The 19742-nt window shown below is 70.8% G+C and carries 17 protein-coding genes and 1 pseudogene; 10 read left to right on the top strand and 8 right to left on the bottom strand.

The genetic code is table 11. The features are described from left to right. The first annotated feature begins 107 nt into the window (after window positions 1–107). The 6 genes from ACIQCH_RS26930 to ACIQCH_RS26955 all read left to right on the top strand — a co-directional run bounded on the left by ACIQCH_RS26930 (window position 108) and on the right by ACIQCH_RS26955 (window position 6474). Window positions 108–1292 (top strand): acyltransferase family protein, encoded by a 1185-nt coding sequence (locus ACIQCH_RS26930; RefSeq protein ID WP_402584951.1) that lies wholly within the window; start codon window positions 108–110, stop codon window positions 1290–1292. Next, the gene (locus ACIQCH_RS26935) at window positions 1289–2530 is read left to right on the top strand and encodes a flavin-containing monooxygenase (protein WP_402584953.1); all 1242 of its coding nucleotides are present in this window, start codon (window positions 1289–1291) and stop codon (window positions 2528–2530) included. The genes ACIQCH_RS26930 and ACIQCH_RS26935 overlap by 4 nt, the downstream gene beginning before the upstream one ends. Continuing rightward, on the top strand, window positions 2527–3507 hold the full coding sequence (locus tag ACIQCH_RS26940; RefSeq protein WP_402584954.1) for a 3-oxoacyl-ACP synthase III family protein: 981 nt from the start codon (window positions 2527–2529) through the stop codon (window positions 3505–3507). Before ACIQCH_RS26935 ends, ACIQCH_RS26940 begins: the two co-directional genes overlap by 4 nt. A gap of 100 nt (window positions 3508–3607) precedes the next feature. Beyond that, window positions 3608–4840 carry a cytochrome P450 gene (locus ACIQCH_RS26945; RefSeq protein WP_402584956.1) on the top strand — a complete coding sequence of 411 codons (1233 nt, stop codon included), beginning with the start codon at window positions 3608–3610 and terminating at the stop codon, window positions 4838–4840. 53 nt (window positions 4841–4893) lie between these two features. After that, window positions 4894–5664: an aldo/keto reductase gene (locus ACIQCH_RS26950; RefSeq protein ID WP_402584984.1), complete on the top strand. Its 771-nt coding sequence runs from the start codon at window positions 4894–4896 to the stop codon at window positions 5662–5664. 138 nt (window positions 5665–5802) lie between these two features. Next, entirely contained in the window at window positions 5803–6474 is a 672-nt protein-coding gene (locus ACIQCH_RS26955) for a lysophospholipid acyltransferase family protein (protein WP_402584958.1), read from the top strand. Window positions 6475–6525: 51 nt separating this feature from the next. On the opposite strand, the gene fabG is transcribed toward ACIQCH_RS26955, so the two are convergent. The 6 genes from fabG to ACIQCH_RS26985 all read right to left on the bottom strand — a co-directional run bounded on the left by fabG (window position 6526) and on the right by ACIQCH_RS26985 (window position 11397). Next, window positions 6526–7272, bottom strand: a complete 747-nt coding sequence (fabG, locus tag ACIQCH_RS26960; RefSeq protein WP_402584960.1) for a 3-oxoacyl-[acyl-carrier-protein] reductase — start codon at window positions 7270–7272, stop codon at window positions 6526–6528. Window positions 7273–7275: 3 nt separating this feature from the next. After that, entirely contained in the window at window positions 7276–7533 is a 258-nt protein-coding gene (locus ACIQCH_RS26965; RefSeq protein ID WP_402584962.1) for an acyl carrier protein, read from the bottom strand. 103 nt (window positions 7534–7636) lie between these two features. Then, window positions 7637–8620 (bottom strand): beta-ketoacyl synthase N-terminal-like domain-containing protein, encoded by a 984-nt coding sequence (locus tag ACIQCH_RS26970; protein ID WP_402584964.1) that lies wholly within the window; start codon window positions 8618–8620, stop codon window positions 7637–7639. After that, window positions 8617–9789 (bottom strand): beta-ketoacyl-[acyl-carrier-protein] synthase family protein, encoded by a 1173-nt coding sequence (locus ACIQCH_RS26975; protein WP_402584966.1) that lies wholly within the window; start codon window positions 9787–9789, stop codon window positions 8617–8619. Before ACIQCH_RS26975 ends, ACIQCH_RS26970 begins: the two co-directional genes overlap by 4 nt. Before the next feature lie 5 nt (window positions 9790–9794). Continuing rightward, entirely contained in the window at window positions 9795–10472 is a 678-nt protein-coding gene (locus ACIQCH_RS26980; RefSeq protein ID WP_402584967.1) for a lysophospholipid acyltransferase family protein, read from the bottom strand. Window positions 10473–10545: 73 nt separating this feature from the next. Next, window positions 10546–11397, bottom strand: coding sequence for a sterol desaturase family protein (locus ACIQCH_RS26985; RefSeq protein WP_402584969.1), 852 nt, complete (start codon window positions 11395–11397; stop codon window positions 10546–10548). Between the two features lie 447 nt (window positions 11398–11844). Between ACIQCH_RS26985 and ACIQCH_RS26990 the strand changes: the two genes are divergently transcribed. The 4 genes from ACIQCH_RS26990 to ACIQCH_RS27005 are packed head-to-tail and all read left to right on the top strand — an operon-like array spanning window position 11845 to window position 17386. Continuing rightward, window positions 11845–12831, top strand: a complete 987-nt coding sequence (locus tag ACIQCH_RS26990) for an isocitrate lyase/phosphoenolpyruvate mutase family protein (protein ID WP_402584971.1) — start codon at window positions 11845–11847, stop codon at window positions 12829–12831. After that, window positions 12828–13952 (top strand): phosphonopyruvate decarboxylase, encoded by a 1125-nt coding sequence (aepY, locus tag ACIQCH_RS26995; protein WP_402584973.1) that lies wholly within the window; start codon window positions 12828–12830, stop codon window positions 13950–13952. Before ACIQCH_RS26990 ends, aepY begins: the two co-directional genes overlap by 4 nt. Next, on the top strand, window positions 13949–15109 hold the full coding sequence (locus ACIQCH_RS27000) for a pyridoxal-phosphate-dependent aminotransferase family protein (RefSeq protein ID WP_402584975.1): 1161 nt from the start codon (window positions 13949–13951) through the stop codon (window positions 15107–15109). The genes aepY and ACIQCH_RS27000 overlap by 4 nt, the downstream gene beginning before the upstream one ends. A 51-nt stretch (window positions 15110–15160) precedes the next feature. Further along, entirely contained in the window at window positions 15161–17386 is a 2226-nt protein-coding gene (locus ACIQCH_RS27005) for an FAD/NAD(P)-binding protein (protein WP_402584977.1), read from the top strand. Window positions 17387–17647: 261 nt separating this feature from the next. On the opposite strand, the gene ACIQCH_RS27010 is transcribed toward ACIQCH_RS27005, so the two are convergent. Beyond that, complete coding sequence (locus ACIQCH_RS27010) at window positions 17648–19396, bottom strand: 3-hydroxyacyl-CoA dehydrogenase family protein (protein WP_402584979.1); 1749 nt, start codon at window positions 19394–19396, stop codon at window positions 17648–17650. Between the two features lie 41 nt (window positions 19397–19437). Next, window positions 19438–19742 (bottom strand): annotated as a pseudogene (locus tag ACIQCH_RS27015) (crotonyl-CoA carboxylase/reductase); the annotation flags it as partial.

Below are 19742 nucleotides of genomic sequence, written 5' to 3' on the forward strand. Positions count from 1 at the left end.
CGAAGACAACCGATCGAGATACGTGGGTGAATATGCTGACCTCTGCAGAGGCGAAGACCGAAGCTCGTCCTGCCCGGCAACCGCACGCACCGCCGCTGCTCGACTCATTGACAGGACTGCGTGGGCTGGCCGCGATCCTGGTGTTCTGCTTTCACTTCACGACGTTCCAGTTCGTCTTCGGCCCGACGGGCGGCCTGGAGTTCGCCCCGCTGACGCGCCCCCGCTTCCTCACCATGAGCGGCAACTTCGCCGTCGGCAGCTTCTTCATCCTCAGCGGCTTCGTCCTGGCGCTCACCACGCGCGAGGGAACGAGCCTCGCCAACTTCTGCGCCAAGCGGGCCGGGAAGCTCTATCCGGTCTACTTCGTCACGACCGCGCTGGCCATCGGTGCCATCGTGGTGCTCGGGATGCCGATCACCACGGAGAACATCGTCCTGCACCTGACACTGCTGCAGTCGTGGGTCCCCTTCCAGGAGATCTACACCGGCGTCAACCCGGTCACCTGGTCGCTGAGCACCGAGGCCTTCTTCTATCTCCTGTTCCCGCTCTCGCTGTTCGTCGTACAGCGTCTGACCTCGCGGGCCCTGTACTGGCTCCTCGGTGCCGCCGTCTTCCTCGAGTTCGCGCTGCCGCTGTACGTGATGCACTACTTCACGGTGAAGACGTCGGGCGGTCACCTGGAGTACTTCAGCACCGGGGCCCACGGCGGCGACCTGGTCTACTGGCTCACCCTGCCCTTCCCGCCCTACCGCTTCCTCGAGTTCCTCGTCGGGATGGTGTGCTGCATCCTCCTCAACCGGGGCGCGCTTCCGACGATCCGGCAGCGGTGGGCGTGGGCCTGGTGCGCCGTCGCCTATGTGGTCGGTACGTACATGGACGGTCCGCTCCAGCGGACGGCGGTGGGCCTCGTCGCGCTGCCCTTCCTGGTGATCGCCCTGGCACAGGCCGATCTCGCGGGCCGCTGGTCGCTGCTGCGCGGCAAGGTCTTCGTGGGCCTGGGGAAGCTGTCCTACGGCATGTACGCGATCCAGCTCCTGGTGGTCCTGCCGTCCGAGCCCTTCGTCATGCGCTGGCTGTCGTCCCTGTTCGGGGTCCCGACCTCCACGCTCGGCGAGCCGGTGTGGAAGGTGCTGATCATGGCCGCCTACTTCGGCCTCGTGATCCTCCTGTCCGTGCCGATCTACCGGTACATCGAGGTTCCGGCCTATGACTTCGCCAAGCGGTTGTACCGGTCCCGGAAGGGTTCGCCGCTGTTCGCCGCGCCGCAGTCCGCAGGAGAGTCGAGCCTGTGAAGGTCTGCGTGATCGGCTCCGGGATCTTCGGCATCGCCGCCGTCCGGGAGATCTCACGGCACCTGCCGGACTGGTCCGTGCACTGGGTGTCGGAGGACCCCGAGGCCGGCGGCCTGTGGAACACCACCTCGAAGCGGAGCCGTGTGTACGACACGCTGTTCCTCAACACCTCACGGCAGCGCAGCGCCTTCACCGGCACGGAGATCCGGTCCGAGCCGTCGGTGCACTTCGTCCACCACTCGCTCTACGGGGCCTACCTCGCCCAGGTGGCCGCCGAGTGTCACGGCCCGCAGCGCCACTGGGAGTGCCGGGTGGACTCGGTGTCCGCCCGGGAGGGCGGTGGCTGGGTCGTACGGTGGCACGACCGCGCCGGAGCCGAGACGGAGGAGGAGTTCGACGCCGTCGTCGACGCCACCGGCCACAACGTCGAGGCCGTGTGGCCGGACGTGCCGCGTGCCACCGCACCCGCGTACGCGCTCAGCCACTCCGCCGAGTACAGGAACGCCGAGCCGTACCGCGGGAAGAGGGTCCTCGTCATCGGCAACGGCGCCTCGGCCGTGGACATCGCGTGCGAGCTCGTCACCGCCGCATCGCGGGTGGAGATCAGCATCAGGACCCCGAAGTGGTACCTGCCCAAGGTGCTGCTGGGCAAGCCGATCGACCACTCGGGCGGCGGGTTGAGCCACGCCCCGCTGGTGGGCCGCGTGATCGCCAGCGTGGGGGAGTCGGTCGTCCGCCGCGTGGTGGGCACCTACGACTCCTTCGGACTGGAGGCCCCGAAGAGCCGGCTCGCCGTTTCGACACCGGTGTTGAGCGACCACTTCCTCCCCCATCTCAGCCACGGCCGTCTCCACGCGCGCACCCGGGTCGTCGCCCTGGAACAGGAGTCCGTCCGCTTCGCCGACGGAACCGAGGGCACGTTCGACGCGGTCATCGCGGCGACGGGGTTCCGGGACGCCTCCCCGCACCTGCCCGCCGACGTGCGCGACGTGCTGGGTCGGCACGAGCTCGGCTTGTCCCTGGAGGCACCGGGGTCGCCGGGGCTGTATCTGCTGAACCGCTTCCGTTGCGGTGACTCGGCGGTCAAGTGCGCCGAGGTCCAGGCCGCAGCCGTCGTGCGCTGCCTGCCGGGTTCACGCTCCCGTTCCGGCGCACCGCCGAACCCCGCGGGTCCGGTGGCCGCCGGAGGCCGGATAACCGCACGCACTCTACGGAAGGTCTACGAGGCATACCGATGAAGACAAGGCCGGGGAAGCTGGGTGCCGTCGGGCTGGGTTGGTATGTGCCCGATCGGCGCATCGACAACGAAACGATCTCACGGTGGTGCGGCGTGACCCCGGAGTGGATCACAGCGCGCACCGGGGTGGAGGAACGCCGGTACGCCGGCGACGGAGAACCCACCTCCTCGATGGCGGCCCGGGCTCTCTCCATGGCCCTGAAGGACGCCGGACTGCACGGCAACGACCTCGCCGCGGTCATCGTCTGCACCTCCACCCCGGACCAGCCGCAGCCGCCCACGGCCGCGTTCGTCCTCGCCGAACTCGAGCTGACGGGCATACCGGCCTTCGACGTCAACGGGGTGTGCGCCGGGTTCCTCTACGGCCTGGGCGCTGCCGACGGATGGCGCAGGCGCGGACCGGTGGCCCTCATCGGCGCCGACAAGTACTCGGCCATCCTCAACCCGCAGGACCGCAGGACCGTGAGCCTCTTCGGCGACGGGGCGGGCGCGGTCGTCCTCGACGCCCTGCCCGCCGGCTCCGAGGGGGCCGGCGTGGTGGCGAGGTGCCAGGCCGAGCACGTGAACCTGGTGCGCGTACGCGGCGGCGGCAGCAGCCTGCCGCTCCGGCACACGCACGACCCCCTGGCGGACCGGTTCGAGATGGACGGGCGGGGGGTCGTCGCCTGGGCGGAGTCCGCGCTCCCACCGGTGGCCGCCCAGGCGTGCGCCGAGGCCGGCGTGGCGCTGGAGGACATAGACCGGTTCGTTTTCCACCAGGGCAGCGGCCGGATGGTGGAGTTCTGCGCCAAGTGGCTCGACGTGCCCATGGACAAGGTGGCGGTGTCGGCGGACCGGTTCGGCAACACGGGCGCCGCCTCGATCCCCTTGACGCTCGCCATCGAGGCCGGAGCGGGACGCATCACGAGGGGCGATCGCGTGATGATCGCCGGACTCGGCGGGGGGACTGCGGCCTGCGCCACGGTGATCACGTGGTGAACCGGCAGGCAACTACGGAAAGCACGGCTGCCGCAGCCGCCGGCCCGCGTCACCGCGTGTGCCGTCCGCTCGGCGGCGGCCAGAACTCAAGGTGAGGCTAATGACGAACGACATGAGCACCGGCCCGACCGACCTCCCGCGACTGCCGCAGGGAGCGCCCGCAGGGTGTCCCTTCGCCCCGCCGGAGTCGGTGGCCTCGCTTCGGGACTCCGCTCCGCTGACGCGGGTGGTGCTCCCCGACGGTGAGCCGACCTGGCTCGCCACGAGCTTCGAACTCGTACGGGAGGTCCTCACCCACCCGGGGTTCAGCGCCAACCCAAAAGCTGAGGGCTTTCCGCGGTGGAACCTGCCGGGGGGCACCGACCTGCCGCTGAGCATGACGCACGCGGATCCGCCGGTGCACACCCAACTGCGCGGCCTGATATCGGGCGAGTTCACCCCCCGGCGCATCCGGCGGCTCCGCCCCGACATCGAGCGCATCACCCGGGAGCGTTGTGCCGCCATCGAGGCGCTGCCCCAGCCCGTCGACCTGGTCACCGAGTTCGCCACCCCCATTCCGGCTCTCGCGATCAGCCTGCTGCTCGGCGTGCCCGCCGACGACCTGGCCGGCTTCGAGCGGAACATCCGCCTCGTCCTCGCCCACGACGACCTGGAGTCGAGCGAGCGCGAGAAGGCCAAGCTCGGGCTGCTGACCGATGTGACCGAGCTGATCGCGGACAAGCGCGCCCAGCCGGACGACAACCTGCTGAGCAAGCTGATCACCGAGAACCCGGACATGAGCGACATGGAGTTGGTGTCCTACGTGGCACTGCTGCTGTTCGCCGGGTTCTCCACCACCGCGCACATGATCGAGCTCAGCGCTCTGACGCTGATCCAGCGGCCGGATCTCGCGGAACGGGCGCGCAACGACCTGTCCGTCATCCCGGCCCTGGTGGACGAATTGCTGCGGTACCACTCGATCGCCCGGGACTCGCCGCGGCGGGCGGCGGTCGAGGACGTCGAACTGGGCGGGGTCACGATCCGGGCGGGCGAGGGCGTCATCGCCTCGGTCCAGGCGGCCAACTGGGACGCGTCCGCGTTCACCGAGCCGGACGCGATCGACCTCGACAGGCCCCGCACGCCGCGGCACCTCGCCTTCGGCCACGGCATCCACGTGTGCCTGGGGGCGACGCTCGCCAAGCTCGAGCTCGAGGTGGTCCTGGAGGAACTCGTCACGCGCTACCCGAACATGAGGCTGGCGATCCCGGACGAGGACGTCCGGTTCCGGACCACGACCCACCTCCACGGGTGCTACGCGCTGCCCGTCGACCTCGGACTGGAGGCCGGTGCGTGAAACCCACCGTGACCCTCAACCAGGGTCTGGACGTCCCCCGACTCGGTCTGGGCATGTGGCAGATCCCGGACGGTGAGGCCGAATCCCTCGTGGGCACCGCGCTGGAGGCCGGATACCGCGGCATCGACACCGCCACCAGCTACCGCAACGAACGCGGCGTCGGCGCCGCCGTGGCCGCGTCCGGCATTCCGCGCGACGAGATCGTCGTCACGACCAAGCTGTGGAACAGCGACCACGGCACCGACGAAGCGCTGCGGGCCTTCGACGCCAGCCTCGAACGGCTCGGCATGGACCGGGTCGACGTCTACCTCATCCACTGGCCGCTCCCGCTGCGGGACCGGTACCTGGAGACCTGGTGCGTGCTCGAGAAGCTCCACGCCGAGGGTCGGATCCGCGCGATCGGCGTCTCCAACTTCACCGCCGGCCAGCTCCGCCGGCTCATGGACCGCTGCGACATCGTCCCCGCCGTGAACCAGGTCGAGCTCCACCCCGGCTTCCAGCAGGCGGAGCTGCGTGAGTTCCACGCCGCGCACGGCATCGCCACACAGGCGTGGAGCCCGCTCGGTTCGGGGCAGGGCCTCCTCGACCTGCCGGCACTGGCCGAGATCGCCCGGGCACACGGCCGCTCGCCGGCACAGGTGGTGATCCGCTGGCATCTGCAACTGGGCAACCTCGTGATCCCCAGGTCGTCCGCAGCCGCGAGGATCAAGGAGAACTCCGACGTCTTCGACTTCTCCCTGGACGATCAGGAGATGGCCAGGATCGCGTCACTGGACACCGGGCAACGCCGAGGACCCGATCCCGACACCTTCGACTACGGGTAGGGGCCGCCGCTCGGCGGTCAACGAAGGGTAAGAGCGCTGTCACGGCGCGCATGCGGCGGCTCACGGCGGCGGTACCGGCTGTGGGCCGCCGCGGAGCGCGGGCCGCGCAGATCACACGAGTCACAGAGGAACATGGCGATGATGTACGAGCACGTGAAGCGGCTGTCCGGACCGGTGCTGCGTACCGCGGTACGACTCGAAGCCGTCGGCCTGGAGAACGTGCCGCGGTCGAACGGCGTCATACTCGCGTCCAACCACCTGTCCATCGTGGACTCGACGTTCCTGCCGCTGGTGCTGGACCGACAGGTGACCTTCATGGCGAAGTCGGAGTACTTTTCCGGAGGCCCCTGGCCGATGCGGATCATCTCGTCCTTCATGCAGGGCAGCGGACAGGTTCCGGTCGACCGCGAGAACCAACGGGCGGCCGTGGCCTCGCTCGACGCGTGTCTTCGGGTGGTGAAGGACGGCGGCGTCTTCTGCATCTACCCCGAGGGCACGCGCTCCCCCGACGGCCGGCTCTACCGGGCCAAGACGGGTGTGGCGTGGCTGGCCCTCACGTCCGGCGCGCCCGTGGTGCCGGTGGCCATGAGCGGCACCGACCGCGTCCTGCCGCCCAAGCGCGCACTGCCCCGTCCGGCCAAGGTCAAAGTCACCTTCGGCAAGCCCGTCGACCTCTCCGGGTACGAGGGCTCCGCCGGTGACGCCCGTGCCCGCAGGGCCGTCTCCGACCTGATCATCCAGCGCATCGCAGAGATCTCCGGCCAGGAGTACGTGCCCGTCTACGCCGCGAAGGCGAAGGAGCAGGGCTGACCCACGTGACAAGGGCCCGCGTGCCGTGAGGCCGCGGGCCCTTTCCGTGCGTCAGTCGGGGATTCCGCCGTCGACGTGCAGTACGTGACCGGTGATGTACGAGGAGCGCGGCGACGCGAGGAACGCCACGGCGTCCGCCACCTCCTGCGCGGTCCCCAGCCTCCCGACCGGAATCTTCTTCACCGTGCTGTCGCGGACCGCCTCGCTCACCGAGTCGGTCATGTCCGTCGCGATGAACCCGGGCGCCACGACGTTGGCGCGCACGCCGAACCGGCCCACTTCCTTCGCCAGCGACTTGGTGAACCCGATGATCCCGGCCTTCGACGCCGCGTAGTTCGTCTGGGCCGCGTTGCCGTACACGCCCGTCACCGAGGAGATGGTGACGATGCTGCCGGCACCCCGCTTCATGAACTCGAAGATCGCCGCGCGGCACACGTTGTAGGTGCCCGTCAGGTTCGTCTGGATGACGGTGTGCCAGTCGTCCGCACTCATCCTCAGCAGCGGCGTGTCACGGATGACCCCGGCGTTGGACACCAGGACGTCGATGGGTCCCAGGGTGTCCTCGGTCTGCCTCAGGTAGGCGCGCACCGCCGCCTCGTCGGTCACGTCGACCCGGGCGGCCAGCACCCGGACGCCGTGCACCTCGGCAAGGCCCTCGATCTCCGCGGACGCGGTCGACGCCGTCTGGAAGCAGTAGCTGACGTGGTAGCCGTCGGCCAGTAGCCGTTCCACCACGGCCCGTCCGATGCCTCGGGACCCGCCGGTCACGACGGCGACACGGGTGGTGTTCTCAGCCATGGTTCACGCGCTTTCGAGCTTGTTCGCGAGCAGGCTGTGGGTGCTCCGCAGCGAGCGGACCTCCTTCATGTGCTCCTCCCCGATCTTGACGTGGTACTTGCGCTCCAGGGAGACCAGGATCTCCAGCGCCAGGAGGGAGTCCATGTCCAGGTCTTCGACGAAGTCGGCGTCGTCGGTCACCTCGGCGGTGTCGATGTCGAGGATGTTCGCGATCGTCTCGCGGAGGTCGTCGATGTCCAGTGCGAGGGACTGCTGCACCATGTCGGCTCTCTTTCTCATGTCGTGTGCTGCGTGATGGGGTGCCGCGGGACGGGATGTTCGACCGGTCCGCCCCGCGGCGCGAAGGGCGGTGCGCCCTCGGGCTTCAGCCGGCCTGCGGTGGCTGGTCGGGCAGCGGCTTCGTGGTCGTCATGGCGAGGGAGACGTTGCCTTCCCTGGCCGCGGTGACCACCAGCCGGGCGCGCCCGCGACCGGACCGGACGCCGTCGGCGAGCAGTGCCACGGCCTCCAGTGACCCGGCGCGCGGTACGTCCGTCCCCGGGGGCACGTCGGGTCCCCACCGGCTGCGGACCGCGTCCGAGACGGCCCGTGCGACCGGCGATCCGTCCGCCACCAGCCGGACGTCGATTCCGTCGGCCCCGTCGTGCCCGGCCGTGACGGCGTCGAGGGCGGAGGCCACGATCCGCTCCGCTCGCTCACGGCCTGCGGTCGTCGTCAGCGCCCGCGGCGGCAGGAACAGCAGGCACGACCTCAACAGCGTCGTCCCGGGCGCGGCCGATGCGCGGGGGCGCAGCACGAGGAGGGCGGCGCCGGTTTCGGGCAGCGCGTCCGCCGCGTAGGGATCCGGCGCCTCGGTCGCGCCGGCGAGTACGGCCTCCGCCCGCCCGCCCGCCACTTCGTGGGCGGCCAGGTGCAGCGCCTCCACACCGGCCACCCGTGGTGAGGTGACCGTCAGGTTGAAGCCCTTGAGCAGGTGCTCGGTGGAGAGCCGGGCGCCGACCAGGTTCACCGAGAAGAAGGGCGCCGTCATGGGGCTGACGAAGTCAGCCCCCTCGGTCCGGGTCGTCCGGTCGATGACGGAGTGCAACTCCGCCACGGCGCTGTTCGTACCGACCACGGCGCCGCGCCGCTCCTCGGGACACCGCTCCAGCAGACCGTCGCTGCCCGCAACCGCCGCCCGCGCCGCCGCCAGCAGGTACTGGCAGGCCTCGGGCAGGTACTTGTAGCCGCGCGGACCCAGCTCGGACCTGTGGTCGAACCAGGCCGCACCGGGTGCGACGCCGGCGGGCGGCACGGTGACCCCGACGCCGCTCACCGCCGCCTCGGCGACCTGGGGGCGAACGGTCATGGGACTCCTCCGTCGAGCACGAGCGACACGTTGCTGCCGCCGAAGGCATAGGAATTGATCAGCACACCCGGTCGTGGCAGCGGCGTCGGGCCGCCCTGCGGGAGCCACACGTCGCACGCCGGGTCCTGCTGTGCCAGGGCGATGTTCGGCGGCACCTGCCCGTGCCGCAGGACGAGGGCCGCGCAGACCGCGCTGAAGGCGGCCGCGGCACCGGCCGTGTGCCCGATGAAGGCCTTGAGGCTGAACAGCGGCGTGGCACCGCACCGCTGCCCCAGCACTTCGCGCAGGGTCTCCGACTCCAGCAGGTCGTTCTGCTGGGTCCCGGTGCCGTGCGGGATCACGCAGCCGATCGCCTCGGGCCCGCACCCCGCGTCCCGCAGCGCCTCCTGCGCCGCACGCACCAACTGGCGGCGGCCCGGGTCGGGCGCGGTGGTGTGGTAGGCGTCGCAACTCCATGCGGTGCCGGACAGCCTGCCGTACGTACGGCGGCGCGCCGCCGCCCGAGCGGACTGCACGACCAGCATGGCCGCGCCCTCGCCGAAGACGGTCCCCTTGCGGTCGGCTTCGAAGGGGCGGCAGCCGTCCGGATCGATCGCCCCCAGCCGATTGAAGGCGGCGATCGGTACACCGGCGCTTCCCTCGGCCCCGCCGACGAGCACGGTCTCCGCTTCACCGCGCCGGATGAGGTCCATCGCGACGCTCAGGGCGTAGCCACTGGCGGCGCAGGCGTTGCTCACGCTGATGTTCGCCCCGAAGGAGCCCAGCGCATTGCCGACGGCCGGGGCGACGGAGAAGGTGGGCGTCCATACCGCGTCATCGGGCACACCCGCGCGGAAGGCGTCCTCCCGTTCCTCGCACACCCCTATGGCGGTGGCGATCACCACGGCCATGCCGGCGACCTCTTCGTCGGTCAGTCCCGCGTCCACGACCGCCTGGCGGGCGGCGTGCAGGGCGAACCGCGAGGCCCGTCCCCGGGTGGCGTCGTCCTCGGCGTGCGCCGATGCGTCCGTGGCGGGCGGGACCTGGTAGGCGAGGGGAGCGCGGACGTGTCCGGTCAGCGACTCCACGGGTGTGGGACCGCTCCGGCCGGTCCGCAGGCCCTTCCAGAAGGCCTCGGGGCCGTCGCCGAGGCAGCTGATGGCACCGAGGCCGGTGACGAAGACCTCCATGTCCGTCAGCCGCCCGTGGTCGCTTCGGCGGCGGGCGTGCTCCGGGGGGCGTACCGGTGCACGTACTCGAGACCGGCGAGCGTGTGCACCTGTTCCATGACGGCGTCGGTGACCAGCCGGCGGACCTTGTAGTCGCCCTCGCGCCCGGCGAACTCGGGGAAGGTCATGGGCGAGCCGAAGTGCATGTCGAACCGGGTGACCCGCCACATCAGCCTGCCCAGCGGCTGTACGCGGTCGGTTCCGGCCAGGCCGCAGGGGATGACCGGGGCGCCGGTGGCGAGCGCCAGCCAGCCCACCCCGGCACGGCCGCGGTAGACGCGCCCGTCGGGGGAGCGGGTGCCCTCGGGGTGGATGCCGAAGATGCGCCCTTCACGCAGCACCTCTTCGGCGCGGTTGAGGGCGTCCACGCCGCCCGCTCCGCCGTCGCGCTTCACCGGGACGAAGCCGAGGGTGTAGAGGAGCTTGGCGCGCAGCCGGTCCCGCAGCCCCGTGCCGTCGAGCCGCTCGGCCTTCCCGATGAACCAGACGGGTCGCTTGGCCATGAGGGAGATCAGGACGTGGTCGCAGAAGGAGAGGTGGTTGGCCGCGATGATGCAGGGACCGGAGGCCGGGATGTTCCCCAGGCCGCTGATGCGTGGTCGGAACACCAGGCGCAGGAGCAGGGCGATTACGGCCCTCAACATCGAACGGAACATCGGTCCCCTCTGGGTCTTGTGCTGCGTCGTGCCGTGAGGAATGCGGTGGGGCCCGGCGGGGTCAGTCGGCCGCCGTCGCGGTACCGGAGGCGGACCTGGCGACCGCCTTCGGGCGCGTCTCGCTGGGGCGCCACCCCGGGGGGCCGAAGACGTAGCCGAGGCGGTGGCCCCAGGTGCGCGCCTGCCGGACGTCCCGGATCATGTTGGCGAACTCGTGCACCTGGATCTTCCAGATGTTGTACGTCTCGATCTGCTTGGTCAGCCCATAGGTGGGACGCCCCACTTCAGGCTGGAAAGTGCCGAAGATCCGGTCCCAGATGATCAGGATGCTGGCGAAGTTCTTGTCGATGTACTCCGGCTCGATGCCGTGGTGGACGCGGTGGTGCGACGGCGTCACCAGGAGGAACTCGATCGGCCTGGGGAGCTTGCGGATCTTCTCCGTGTGGGCGAAGAGCCCGTAGAGGAGGTGGACGGACTGCGTGGCGAACACGAGCGCCGGGTGCACCCCGAGCAGCGGCAGCGGCAGCCAGATCATCTTCTCGAACCACTGCGCCCACTTGCGGCGCAGGGCCGTGGAGAGGTTGAAGTACTGGCTGGAGTGGTGGACCTGGTGCCCCGCCCAGATCAGCCGGATCCCGTGGGACGCCCGGTGGTACCAGTAGAGGAGGAAGTCCACCCCGAAGAACAACACCACCCAGGTGCCCCAGAAGGACGGCGACAGGTGGAAGGGCGCTACGTACTCGTAGACCGGCACGTACAGCGCGAGTGCCACGACGCGCATGAGGGTGGACCACCCCAGCGCTCCCAGCCCGGTCATGATGCTGGCGGCATGGTCCTTCAGGGCGTAGCCCGTCAGTTCCTCGTCATTTCCGAACTTGATGGCCAGCAGTTCGATCGCAATCAGCAACGCCACTGCCGGTATGGAATACACGGCCGGGTCGTGCAATCGCTCCATTATTCGGTCGAACATCGCCATCCCTTCTATCACCGGGAACCGCTCGGATAAGCACTGCAAAGCGGCTCCTCAGCCATAATTTCACAACGGCCTTAAATCGCTCCTACTTGCCGTGCTGGGGTGCTGCTAAACCCTCACTTAAGACCTGATGACGTGGGGCCTTGTTGTGGTTTTCCGGTGGGATGACTGGCCGTAAGCTCAGCGGCAGGCATGGGCCCAGCTGCTCTCCCATCGACCGAACCCGAACGATCCCACGACCGGGCCGTGTGATGCGATCGAAAGGCTTCAGCCTCTGTAGCCCCTTTGCGGTCGGTCCCACATAACCGTCCGAGCATTGCTCGTCGCGCGTCGACGCCAATGCCGTTGCGGCCCCTCTTCGATAACTCGCGCAGCGGGAGAACCGTTATGAATGAAATAGCAGGAATCGAGCGGCAGAACGGCGCCGGGGCTGGCCACGGCGGCCTCGGAAGTGCCGCCCGCCTTCGCGCTCTGCTCGAAGGCCCGGGTGTGGTGCGGCTCGCCGGCGCCCACAATCCGCTGGGCGCACGCCTCGCCGAACGGGCCGGTTTCGACGGCGTCTGGTCGAGCGGTCTGGAGATCTCGGCATCGCAGGGCGTGCCGGACACCGACATCCTCACGATGAGCGAACTGCTCTCGGTGGCCGGGTCCATGGCGGCGAGCATCGACGCCCCCGTCATCGCCGACGCCGACGCCGGCTACGGCAACGCGCACAACGTGATGAACATGGTCCGCCGCTACGAGGCGGCCGGCATCGCCGGAATATCGATCGAGGACAAGCGCTTCCCCAAGGTCAACAGCTTCATCCCCGGCCGACAGGAGCTCGCCCCCGTCGGCGAGTTCTGCGGCAAGCTGGCCGCAGCCAAGGAAGCCCAGCGCGACCCGGACTTCGTGGTGATCGCGCGGATCGAGGCGCTCATCGCCGGGCAGGGCATGGACGAAGCGCTGCGGCGCGGTGAGGCGTACGTCCGGGCCGGCGCCGACGCGGTGCTGATCCACGCGAAGAGCGACTCGCCCGAGCCGGTGCTCGAGTTCCTCGACGCGTGGCAGCAGCCCACGCCCGTGGTGGTGGTACCGACCACCTACCACACCATCACGGCCGACGAACTCGGCGCCGCGGGCGCCAAGATGGTCATCTACGCCAACCACGGCCTGCGCGCCGGGATCACCGCGGTCACCCACACCTTCCGGACCATCCTCGAGGACGGCCGGACCACTGGGGTCGAGGAGCGGATCGCACCGCTCGCCACCGTGTTCGAACTGCAGGGCATGAGCGAGCAGAAGCGGAACGAGGCCCGCTTCATCGCCGCCTACGAGACCGGGCCCGAGGAGGACCTCACGCCGGTCGGCTCCGAGCGGGCGGCACAGCGATGAGCGCGACCACGGTTCTCGGCCTCGACGCGACGACCATGGTCGACCTGGTGCGCGAGCGTGGATTCGGCCCGTTCACCGGGGTGCCCTGCTCGTACCTGGGCCCGGTCATCAGCTGTCTGCAGGACCGGTACCCGCAGGAGTACCTCATCGCCGCGAACGAGGGCGAGGCGGTGGCCGTGGCCGCTGGTGCGCGGCTCGCCGGGCGCACGCCGGTGGTGATCCTGCAGAATTCCGGACTCGGCAACGCCGTCAACCCGCTGACCTCGCTGTGCCACACGCTTCGGCTTCCGGTCCTGCTCTTCGTCACGTGGCGGGGCCGGCCCGGCTCCCCCGACGAGCCGCAGCACGAGCTGATGGGCGAGATCACCCCTCAGATGCTGACGGCCATGCAGATCAGGAACGAGATCCTCCCCGACGAACCCGCCGTGCTGGCGGCCCGGCTCGACGAGGCCAAGGCCCACATGGAGGCCACCGGGCTGCCTTTCGCCTTCGTCGTTCCCAAGGGAGCCGTCGCCCCCTACGCCGCCGGCCCACCGCCCCACGAGCGCAGCGGCCTGATGCGGCGCGCCGAGGCGATCAGTCGTGTCGTGCAGAGCATGGACCCGGCCAGCTGCCTGGTCGCCACCACCGGCAAGACGGCCCGGGAGCTGGAGCGGGACTGGGATCGCGGGCGGAACCTGTACGTGGTCGGTTCGATGGGCTGCGCCTCCAGCGTCGCCCTCGGGGTGGCGCTGCACGCCAGGGACCGCAAGGTGGTGGTGCTCGACGGCGACGGCGCCGCGCTCATGCGGCTGGAGGCCATGGCCACCATCGGCCGTCTGGCGCCGCCCAACCTGTTGCACGTCCTGCTCGACAACGAGTCGTACGAGTCCACCGGTGGGCAGCCCACCGCCTCCGCCGCCGTCGACTTCGGCGCGATCGCGCGGGCGTGCGGCTATCGGGCGACCCACGACGTCACGAAGGCCGTCGAGCTCACCACCGCGGTGGCGGCCGCCCAGCGTGTCGGGGGCCCCCAGCTGGTCCGGGTGCGGATCGCCTCCGGGTCCGATCCGCGGCTCGGCCGTCCGGCCCTGTCCCCGCCGGCTTCGGCGGCCCGGTTCATGGAGGCGATCTCCGCATGACGTTCGGCATCGCGGAGGGCCTCCGCTCCGAGGAAGGCCCCGGCGTCGGCCCCGGCGGACAGCCGCGCAGGCCGGTCCTGATGAACCCCGGTCCGGTGATGACCGACGAGCGGGTCCGTGCCGCGCTCGCCGGACCCGACATGTGCCACAGGGAACCGGAGTTCTCCCGGCTGCTGACCCGGGTACGGCGCAAGACGACCGCGGTCTGCGGGGGAGGCGACGACCACACGGCCGTGATACTCACCGGCTCCGGAACCTGCGCGGTGGAGGCGGCGATCAGCTCCGCGGTCCCCGAGGCGGGCGGGCTGCTGGTGATCGACAACGGCCACTACGGCGAGCGGCTGCACCACATCGCGAGGGCGCACGCCGTCCGGACCCACCGCTGGGAACTCGGTTGGGGTACGCCGGTGGACCTCGAGGCGCTCGACCGGCTGCTGGCCGCGGATCCCGGGCTGACCCACGTGGGCGTGGTGCACCACGAGACGAGCACCGGCATGCTCAACGACGTGGCCGCGGTGACCGCGATCGCCCACGCGCACGGGCGCGAGGTCGTCGTGGACGCGGTCAGCAGCGTCGGAGCCGAGGCCCTCTCGCTGCGCGACGACGTCCCCGACTGGCTCGCCGGCTCGTCCAACAAGTGCCTCGAAGGAGCACCCGGGCTCAGCTTCGTCGCGGCCCGGAAGGACGCCTTCGCCGCACTGGGCACCAGGCTGCGCCGCACCTACTACCTGGACCTGCACAGGCACTACCGGGCACAGGAAGAGGCGGCCGCCCCCGCCTTCACACCCGGCATCCCAGCCTTCTACGCCTTCGACGCCGCGCTCGACCTCGCGCTGGCGGAAGGCCGTGGAGCCCGCCTGGACCGCTACACGCGGCTCGCGCAGCGGCTGCGCGACGGCCTCGAGGAGATGGGCCTGGAGATACTCCTGCCGCCGGAGCAGCGGGCCGCCGCCCTGACCGCCGTCCGGATCCCGCAGGGCCTCACCTACACCGAACTCCACGAAGGGCTGCGACGGGACGGCTTCGTCATCTACAGCGCCCAGGAGCACTTGGCCCAGGACTTCTTCCGGCTGTCGACCATGGGATGCATGACCGCCGGGGAGATCGACTCCTTCCTCTCCGCCCTTGACCGCCTGGTGAAAGCACGCCGTCGCTGACATTCGGTCGTTCCGTCGGCGGACGATCGCATCCACGAAGAGAGGTACCCGGTGACCGCCGCCCAAGCAGCCGCCTTCGAGCAGCCCGCGCCGCCCTTCAAACTCGCGCTGGTCGGAGGCGGGCCACGCGCCACCTACCTCCTGGAGAGGCTGTCGGCGACCATCGGCCGGCTGGACGCGGGACGGAGGCTGGAGGTGCACGTCTTCGACCGCTCCGGTGCGTTCGGCGCGGGGCAGGCCCACGACCCCGCTCAGGCGCGGACGAGCTACCTCAACCGCATCGCCTGCCAGGTCGGGTTCGCGGCGGACGAGAGCGTCGTCGGCGCCGGCCCGCTTCGTCCGGCGGCGGAGCGTCCCACGCTGTACGAGTGGTGCCGCCGCCAGTTCGCCCGCACCGGGGAGCCGGACTTCGCCGTCGGCCCCGGCGACTGGCCCAAGCGCTACGTCCACGGGTTGGCCCTGCGCGACATGTTCGACACCTTCGCCGCCGAGCTGCGTGCGCACCCGGCAGTGGAAGTGGAACTCCACACCGCCGAAGTGGTCGACGTGCGCCCGTCGGGCGACTGCCTTCGCGTGGTCACCGGCGAGGGGGCGGCGGTCCACCCCGCGGACGCGGTGGTGCTGTTGACCGGCCACAGCGGTCACGACCCGCGACGGGTGCCCGCTTCCAGGCAGCTGGCGGAGTTCGCCGAACGCACCGGCGTGCAGTACGTACCGCAGCCGTATCCCCTCGACGTCGCGCTCGACGTCGAGCACTGCGGTCCCGGTACGGTCGTCGGATGCGCGGGCATGGGTCTCACCGCCATCGACGCGATCCTCTGCCTCACCGAGGGCCGCGGCGGCACGTTCCACGACGATCCGGTGAACGGACTGGTCTACCGGCCCAGCGGCAACGAACCGGCCTCCATCGTCGCCTTCAGCGGTACGGGCCTGTTCACCTTCGCACGACCCGCCAACCACAAGGAGCGGGACGGCGGCCCCGGAGACCACACCGGGCGGTTCTTCACCACCGACGCGATCGATCGGCTGCGGACCCATGTGGGCCGGCCGGTCGCGCACGGTTCGGGCAAGCAGCTCCAGCTCGACTTCGACCAGGACGTCCTGCCCCTCGCCGTCCTGGAGATGGCACACCTCCACTACGCCGCACTGTTCGGCCCCGCTTCGGACTCCTTCCTGACGCGCGGGGCCGCGGTGTGCGCCGAGGCCTTCGTCACGGGCCCACGCGAGGCGAGCGAGGACCCCGAGCAACTGCTGGGACCGCTCGAGGAGGCGGTCGGCGAGGTGGCGGACCTCCTGGCGGAGGTGGTGCGGGGCACCGTGTCGGTACCGGCCGCGCAGGCGCGCGCCGACTGGCCGGTCCGCGAGGTGCTGCTCCACTGGGTGGAGTCGGTGTACGGCCCCTCCCTGGCGTCCGAGGTGGCACACCGGATCGACCACGGACTGCCGCCGGGCCCCGCGCTCGAAGGGAGCGGCTCTCCGTGGGGGCTCGAAACCGCCCCCGGGGGGAACCGGTTCAGTTGGTGGCGCACCGTCTCCCCGGTCGAACCGCAGGAGACCGCCGCCGACCAGCGGCGCGCGGTGCTGCGTTTCATGGAGCACGACGGACTCTGGGCGCAGCACGGGAACGTGCGCAACCCGCACAAGGCGGCGGCTGACGGCGTCTGGCGCGACCTCAGGTCCGTCATCTCCTATGCCGTCGACGACGCCGGACTCGTTCCACGGTCCCAGCGCAGATTCCTGGACCGCTACGTGCGCCACCACAACAGGCTGGCCAACGGTGCCGCCGCCGAGATCATGGAGAAGGTCGGCGCGCTCGTCCGGCACGGCATCGTCGACGTCTCCACGGGCCCCGGTGCTCGTCTCCGGCTGGACGAGGAACACGGGCGCCTGATGGTCGAGGGGCCCCGAACGGGGACCTCCCGGGAGCTCGACGTCCTCGTGGAGGCACGGATCCACCCGTTCGATCCGCGGCTCGACGCACTGCCCCTGTACCGCAACCTCCTGGAGCGCGGTGTGGTGCGTCTGTGGATCAACAGGTCCGAGGACGGTGAGACCTTCGTGCCGGGCGGGCTGGACCTGACCACACAAGGGCATCCGGTGCGAGCCGACGGCAGCGTCGATCCGCGTGTCACCGTGCTGGGCGTGCCGTCCGAGGGAGCGCGGTCGTTCCTGCTCTCGGCACTGCGGCCCAATGCGGACCACTACGTGATGCACGACATCATGGCCTGGCTGGACGGATTCTGGGAGATGGCCGCCCCTCGACCGGCGGCGGAATGACCTGGGTGGTGTCACCGGCTCGAAGGTGCCGTCGGAGACACCGATGACGGGCCCGGCCACGCCGCAGCCACCTCCGCGGCGGGGGGCCCCCCCCCCGCCGCCGGGGGGGGGGGCCCCGCGGGGGGGGGGGGGGGGGGGGGGGGGGGGGGGGGGGGGGGGCGCCCCCCCCCCCCGGCGGGGGCCCCCCCCCCCCCCCCCCCCCCCCGCCCCGCCCCCCCCCCCCGGCCCCCCGCCGCTCCGGACCCCGGGACTGAGCGGCGGTCAGGGGTTCCTTCGTGTGCGGAGGAACCCCTGACCGCTCTTGCGGCCCACATGGCCACGGGCCACCAGCTGCTCCAGCACGGTCGGCGGTGCGTAGCACGGCTCGGGGAACTCGTCGCTCAGCCGCCTCAGGATGGCCAGTGAGACGTCGAGACCGATGGTGTCCAGCAGTGCGAACGGACCCATCGGGTACCCGAAGCCGTTCTCCACCGCCGCGTCCAGCTCCCGTGCGTCCACGTCGGCACGGTCCAACAGCCGGATCGCGTCGGCGAGATAGGGGAAGAGCAGGTAGTTCACGATGAACCCGGCCCGGTCCTGGCACGGGACGGCCGTCTTGCCGAGCGCGGCGCAGAAGGCGTTCGCGGTGCTCAGCGCTTGATCGCTGGTGAGCGGCGCGCGCACGACCTCGACCAGCCTCATCACCGGGGCCGGATTGAAGAAGTGCAGTCCCAGCACGTCGTGGTCGCGCCCGGAGGCCTCGGCGCAGGCGGCGACGGAGAGACTGGAGGTGGTGGTCGCCAGCAGCGCCCCCGGCCGGCACACGCCCCCCAGGGTCGCGAACACCGCGCGCTTCACGTCGAGTTCCTCCGCCGTCGCCTCGATCACCAGGTCGCAGTCGGCGACGGCCGCGCAGTCGTCGGCCGCGGTGAGCAGGGCCCGTGCGGACGCCATCGCCTCCGGCGTCCGCCTGCCCCTGGCCACCGACTTCGCCAGCGAGGAATCGACTGCGGCCAGCGCGAGATCCGCCTTGGCCCGGTCCCTGGCGACCAGGACCGTCGGCAGGCCGGCGGAGGCGGTCACCTCGGCGATGCCCCGTGCCATCGTCCCCGAGCCGATCACGCCGACGGTGCGGACGGCGCAGCCCACCGGTGCGCTCATCACGGAGTGCCGGGTGCCCTCCGGCCGTCCGAGCGCGTCGTAGGCGTAGAACCCCCGGCCGCCCGCCCGCCCCTCCAGCCCGGCCTCGACCATCGCGGTGAGCAGCGGCGCCGGGCGGTACGCGGCGTCGCCGGTGCTCGCGTGCAGGGCGAGCAGCTTCGCGTGGACGGTGCCCGGGCCCACCTGGTCCACGGTCTCCAGCGGCCCGGCCGGAAGCCCGCAGCCCAGGCGCATGGCCGTGTCCACGGAGTCCTGGTCGGCGTGGCCGGCCTCGACCATGGCGACGGCGCGGTTGAGGTACGCGTAGACCAGCGCGGTGGCGTCGTCGCCGACGCGGGCGCCGAGCGGCTTCACGGCCAGACCGGTGTCGGCCACCAGCGCGTCGAGTGCCGCAACGGCGTCGTCACAGCTCATCGCCGTCCGGACCGGCTCGACGGCGGTCCCGGGAGCCGGTGGACGCCCGAACCGTAGCCCCAGCGTCCTGGCCGGGCGTCCCGAGGCGGCCGCGAGACGGGTGAGCGAGACCGACGACGCGGTACTGACGAACACGGTGCGATCCGGGCACACGCCGTCGAGGCGCCGCAGCACGTCGCTCTTGACCGACTGCTCGTCGGGTACCGCCTCGATGACCACCCCGGCCGTGCCCAGGCCGTCCACCTCGTGGGTCAGCGTCCAACTGCCCTGACCGTGCCCGCTCTCCGTACCGCTTTCGGCGTCCGCCGCCTTCATCCGCCGATCGACACGGGCCAGCACGTCGAGTTCGCTGTCCACCCCGATGACGTCGTACCCCGCGGACCGCACCATGGCCAGCAAGGCTTCCCCCACCGTGCCGAGGCCGACGATCCCCACCACCGATGACTTCTTCGCCATGTTTTCGTCACTCTCCTCAGGAACGTTCGGTACCGGCGTTCTCAGTTCGCGGGCGTGCGGAAGCGGTTGATCGCGTCGACGTGCTTCGCCCGCATCTCGTGGTCGCGTACGCCGAGGCCCTCCTCCGGCGCGAGGGCGAGCACGCCGACCTTGCCCTGGTGCAGGTTGCGGTGGACGTCGTAGGCGGCCTGGCCGGTGTCCTCCAGCCGGTAGGTCTTCGACAGGGTCGGGTGGATCTTGCCCTTGGCGACGAGGCGGTTGGCCTCCCAGGCTTCGCGGTAGTTGGCGAAGTGGGAGCCGATGATGCGCTTGAGGGACATCCACAGGTAGCGGTTGTCGTACTGGT

Origin of the sequence: Streptomyces sp. NPDC093225, from assembly GCF_044753805.1 — a bacterium.
In the GTDB taxonomy this organism is placed as follows: domain Bacteria; phylum Actinomycetota; class Actinomycetes; order Streptomycetales; family Streptomycetaceae; genus Streptomyces.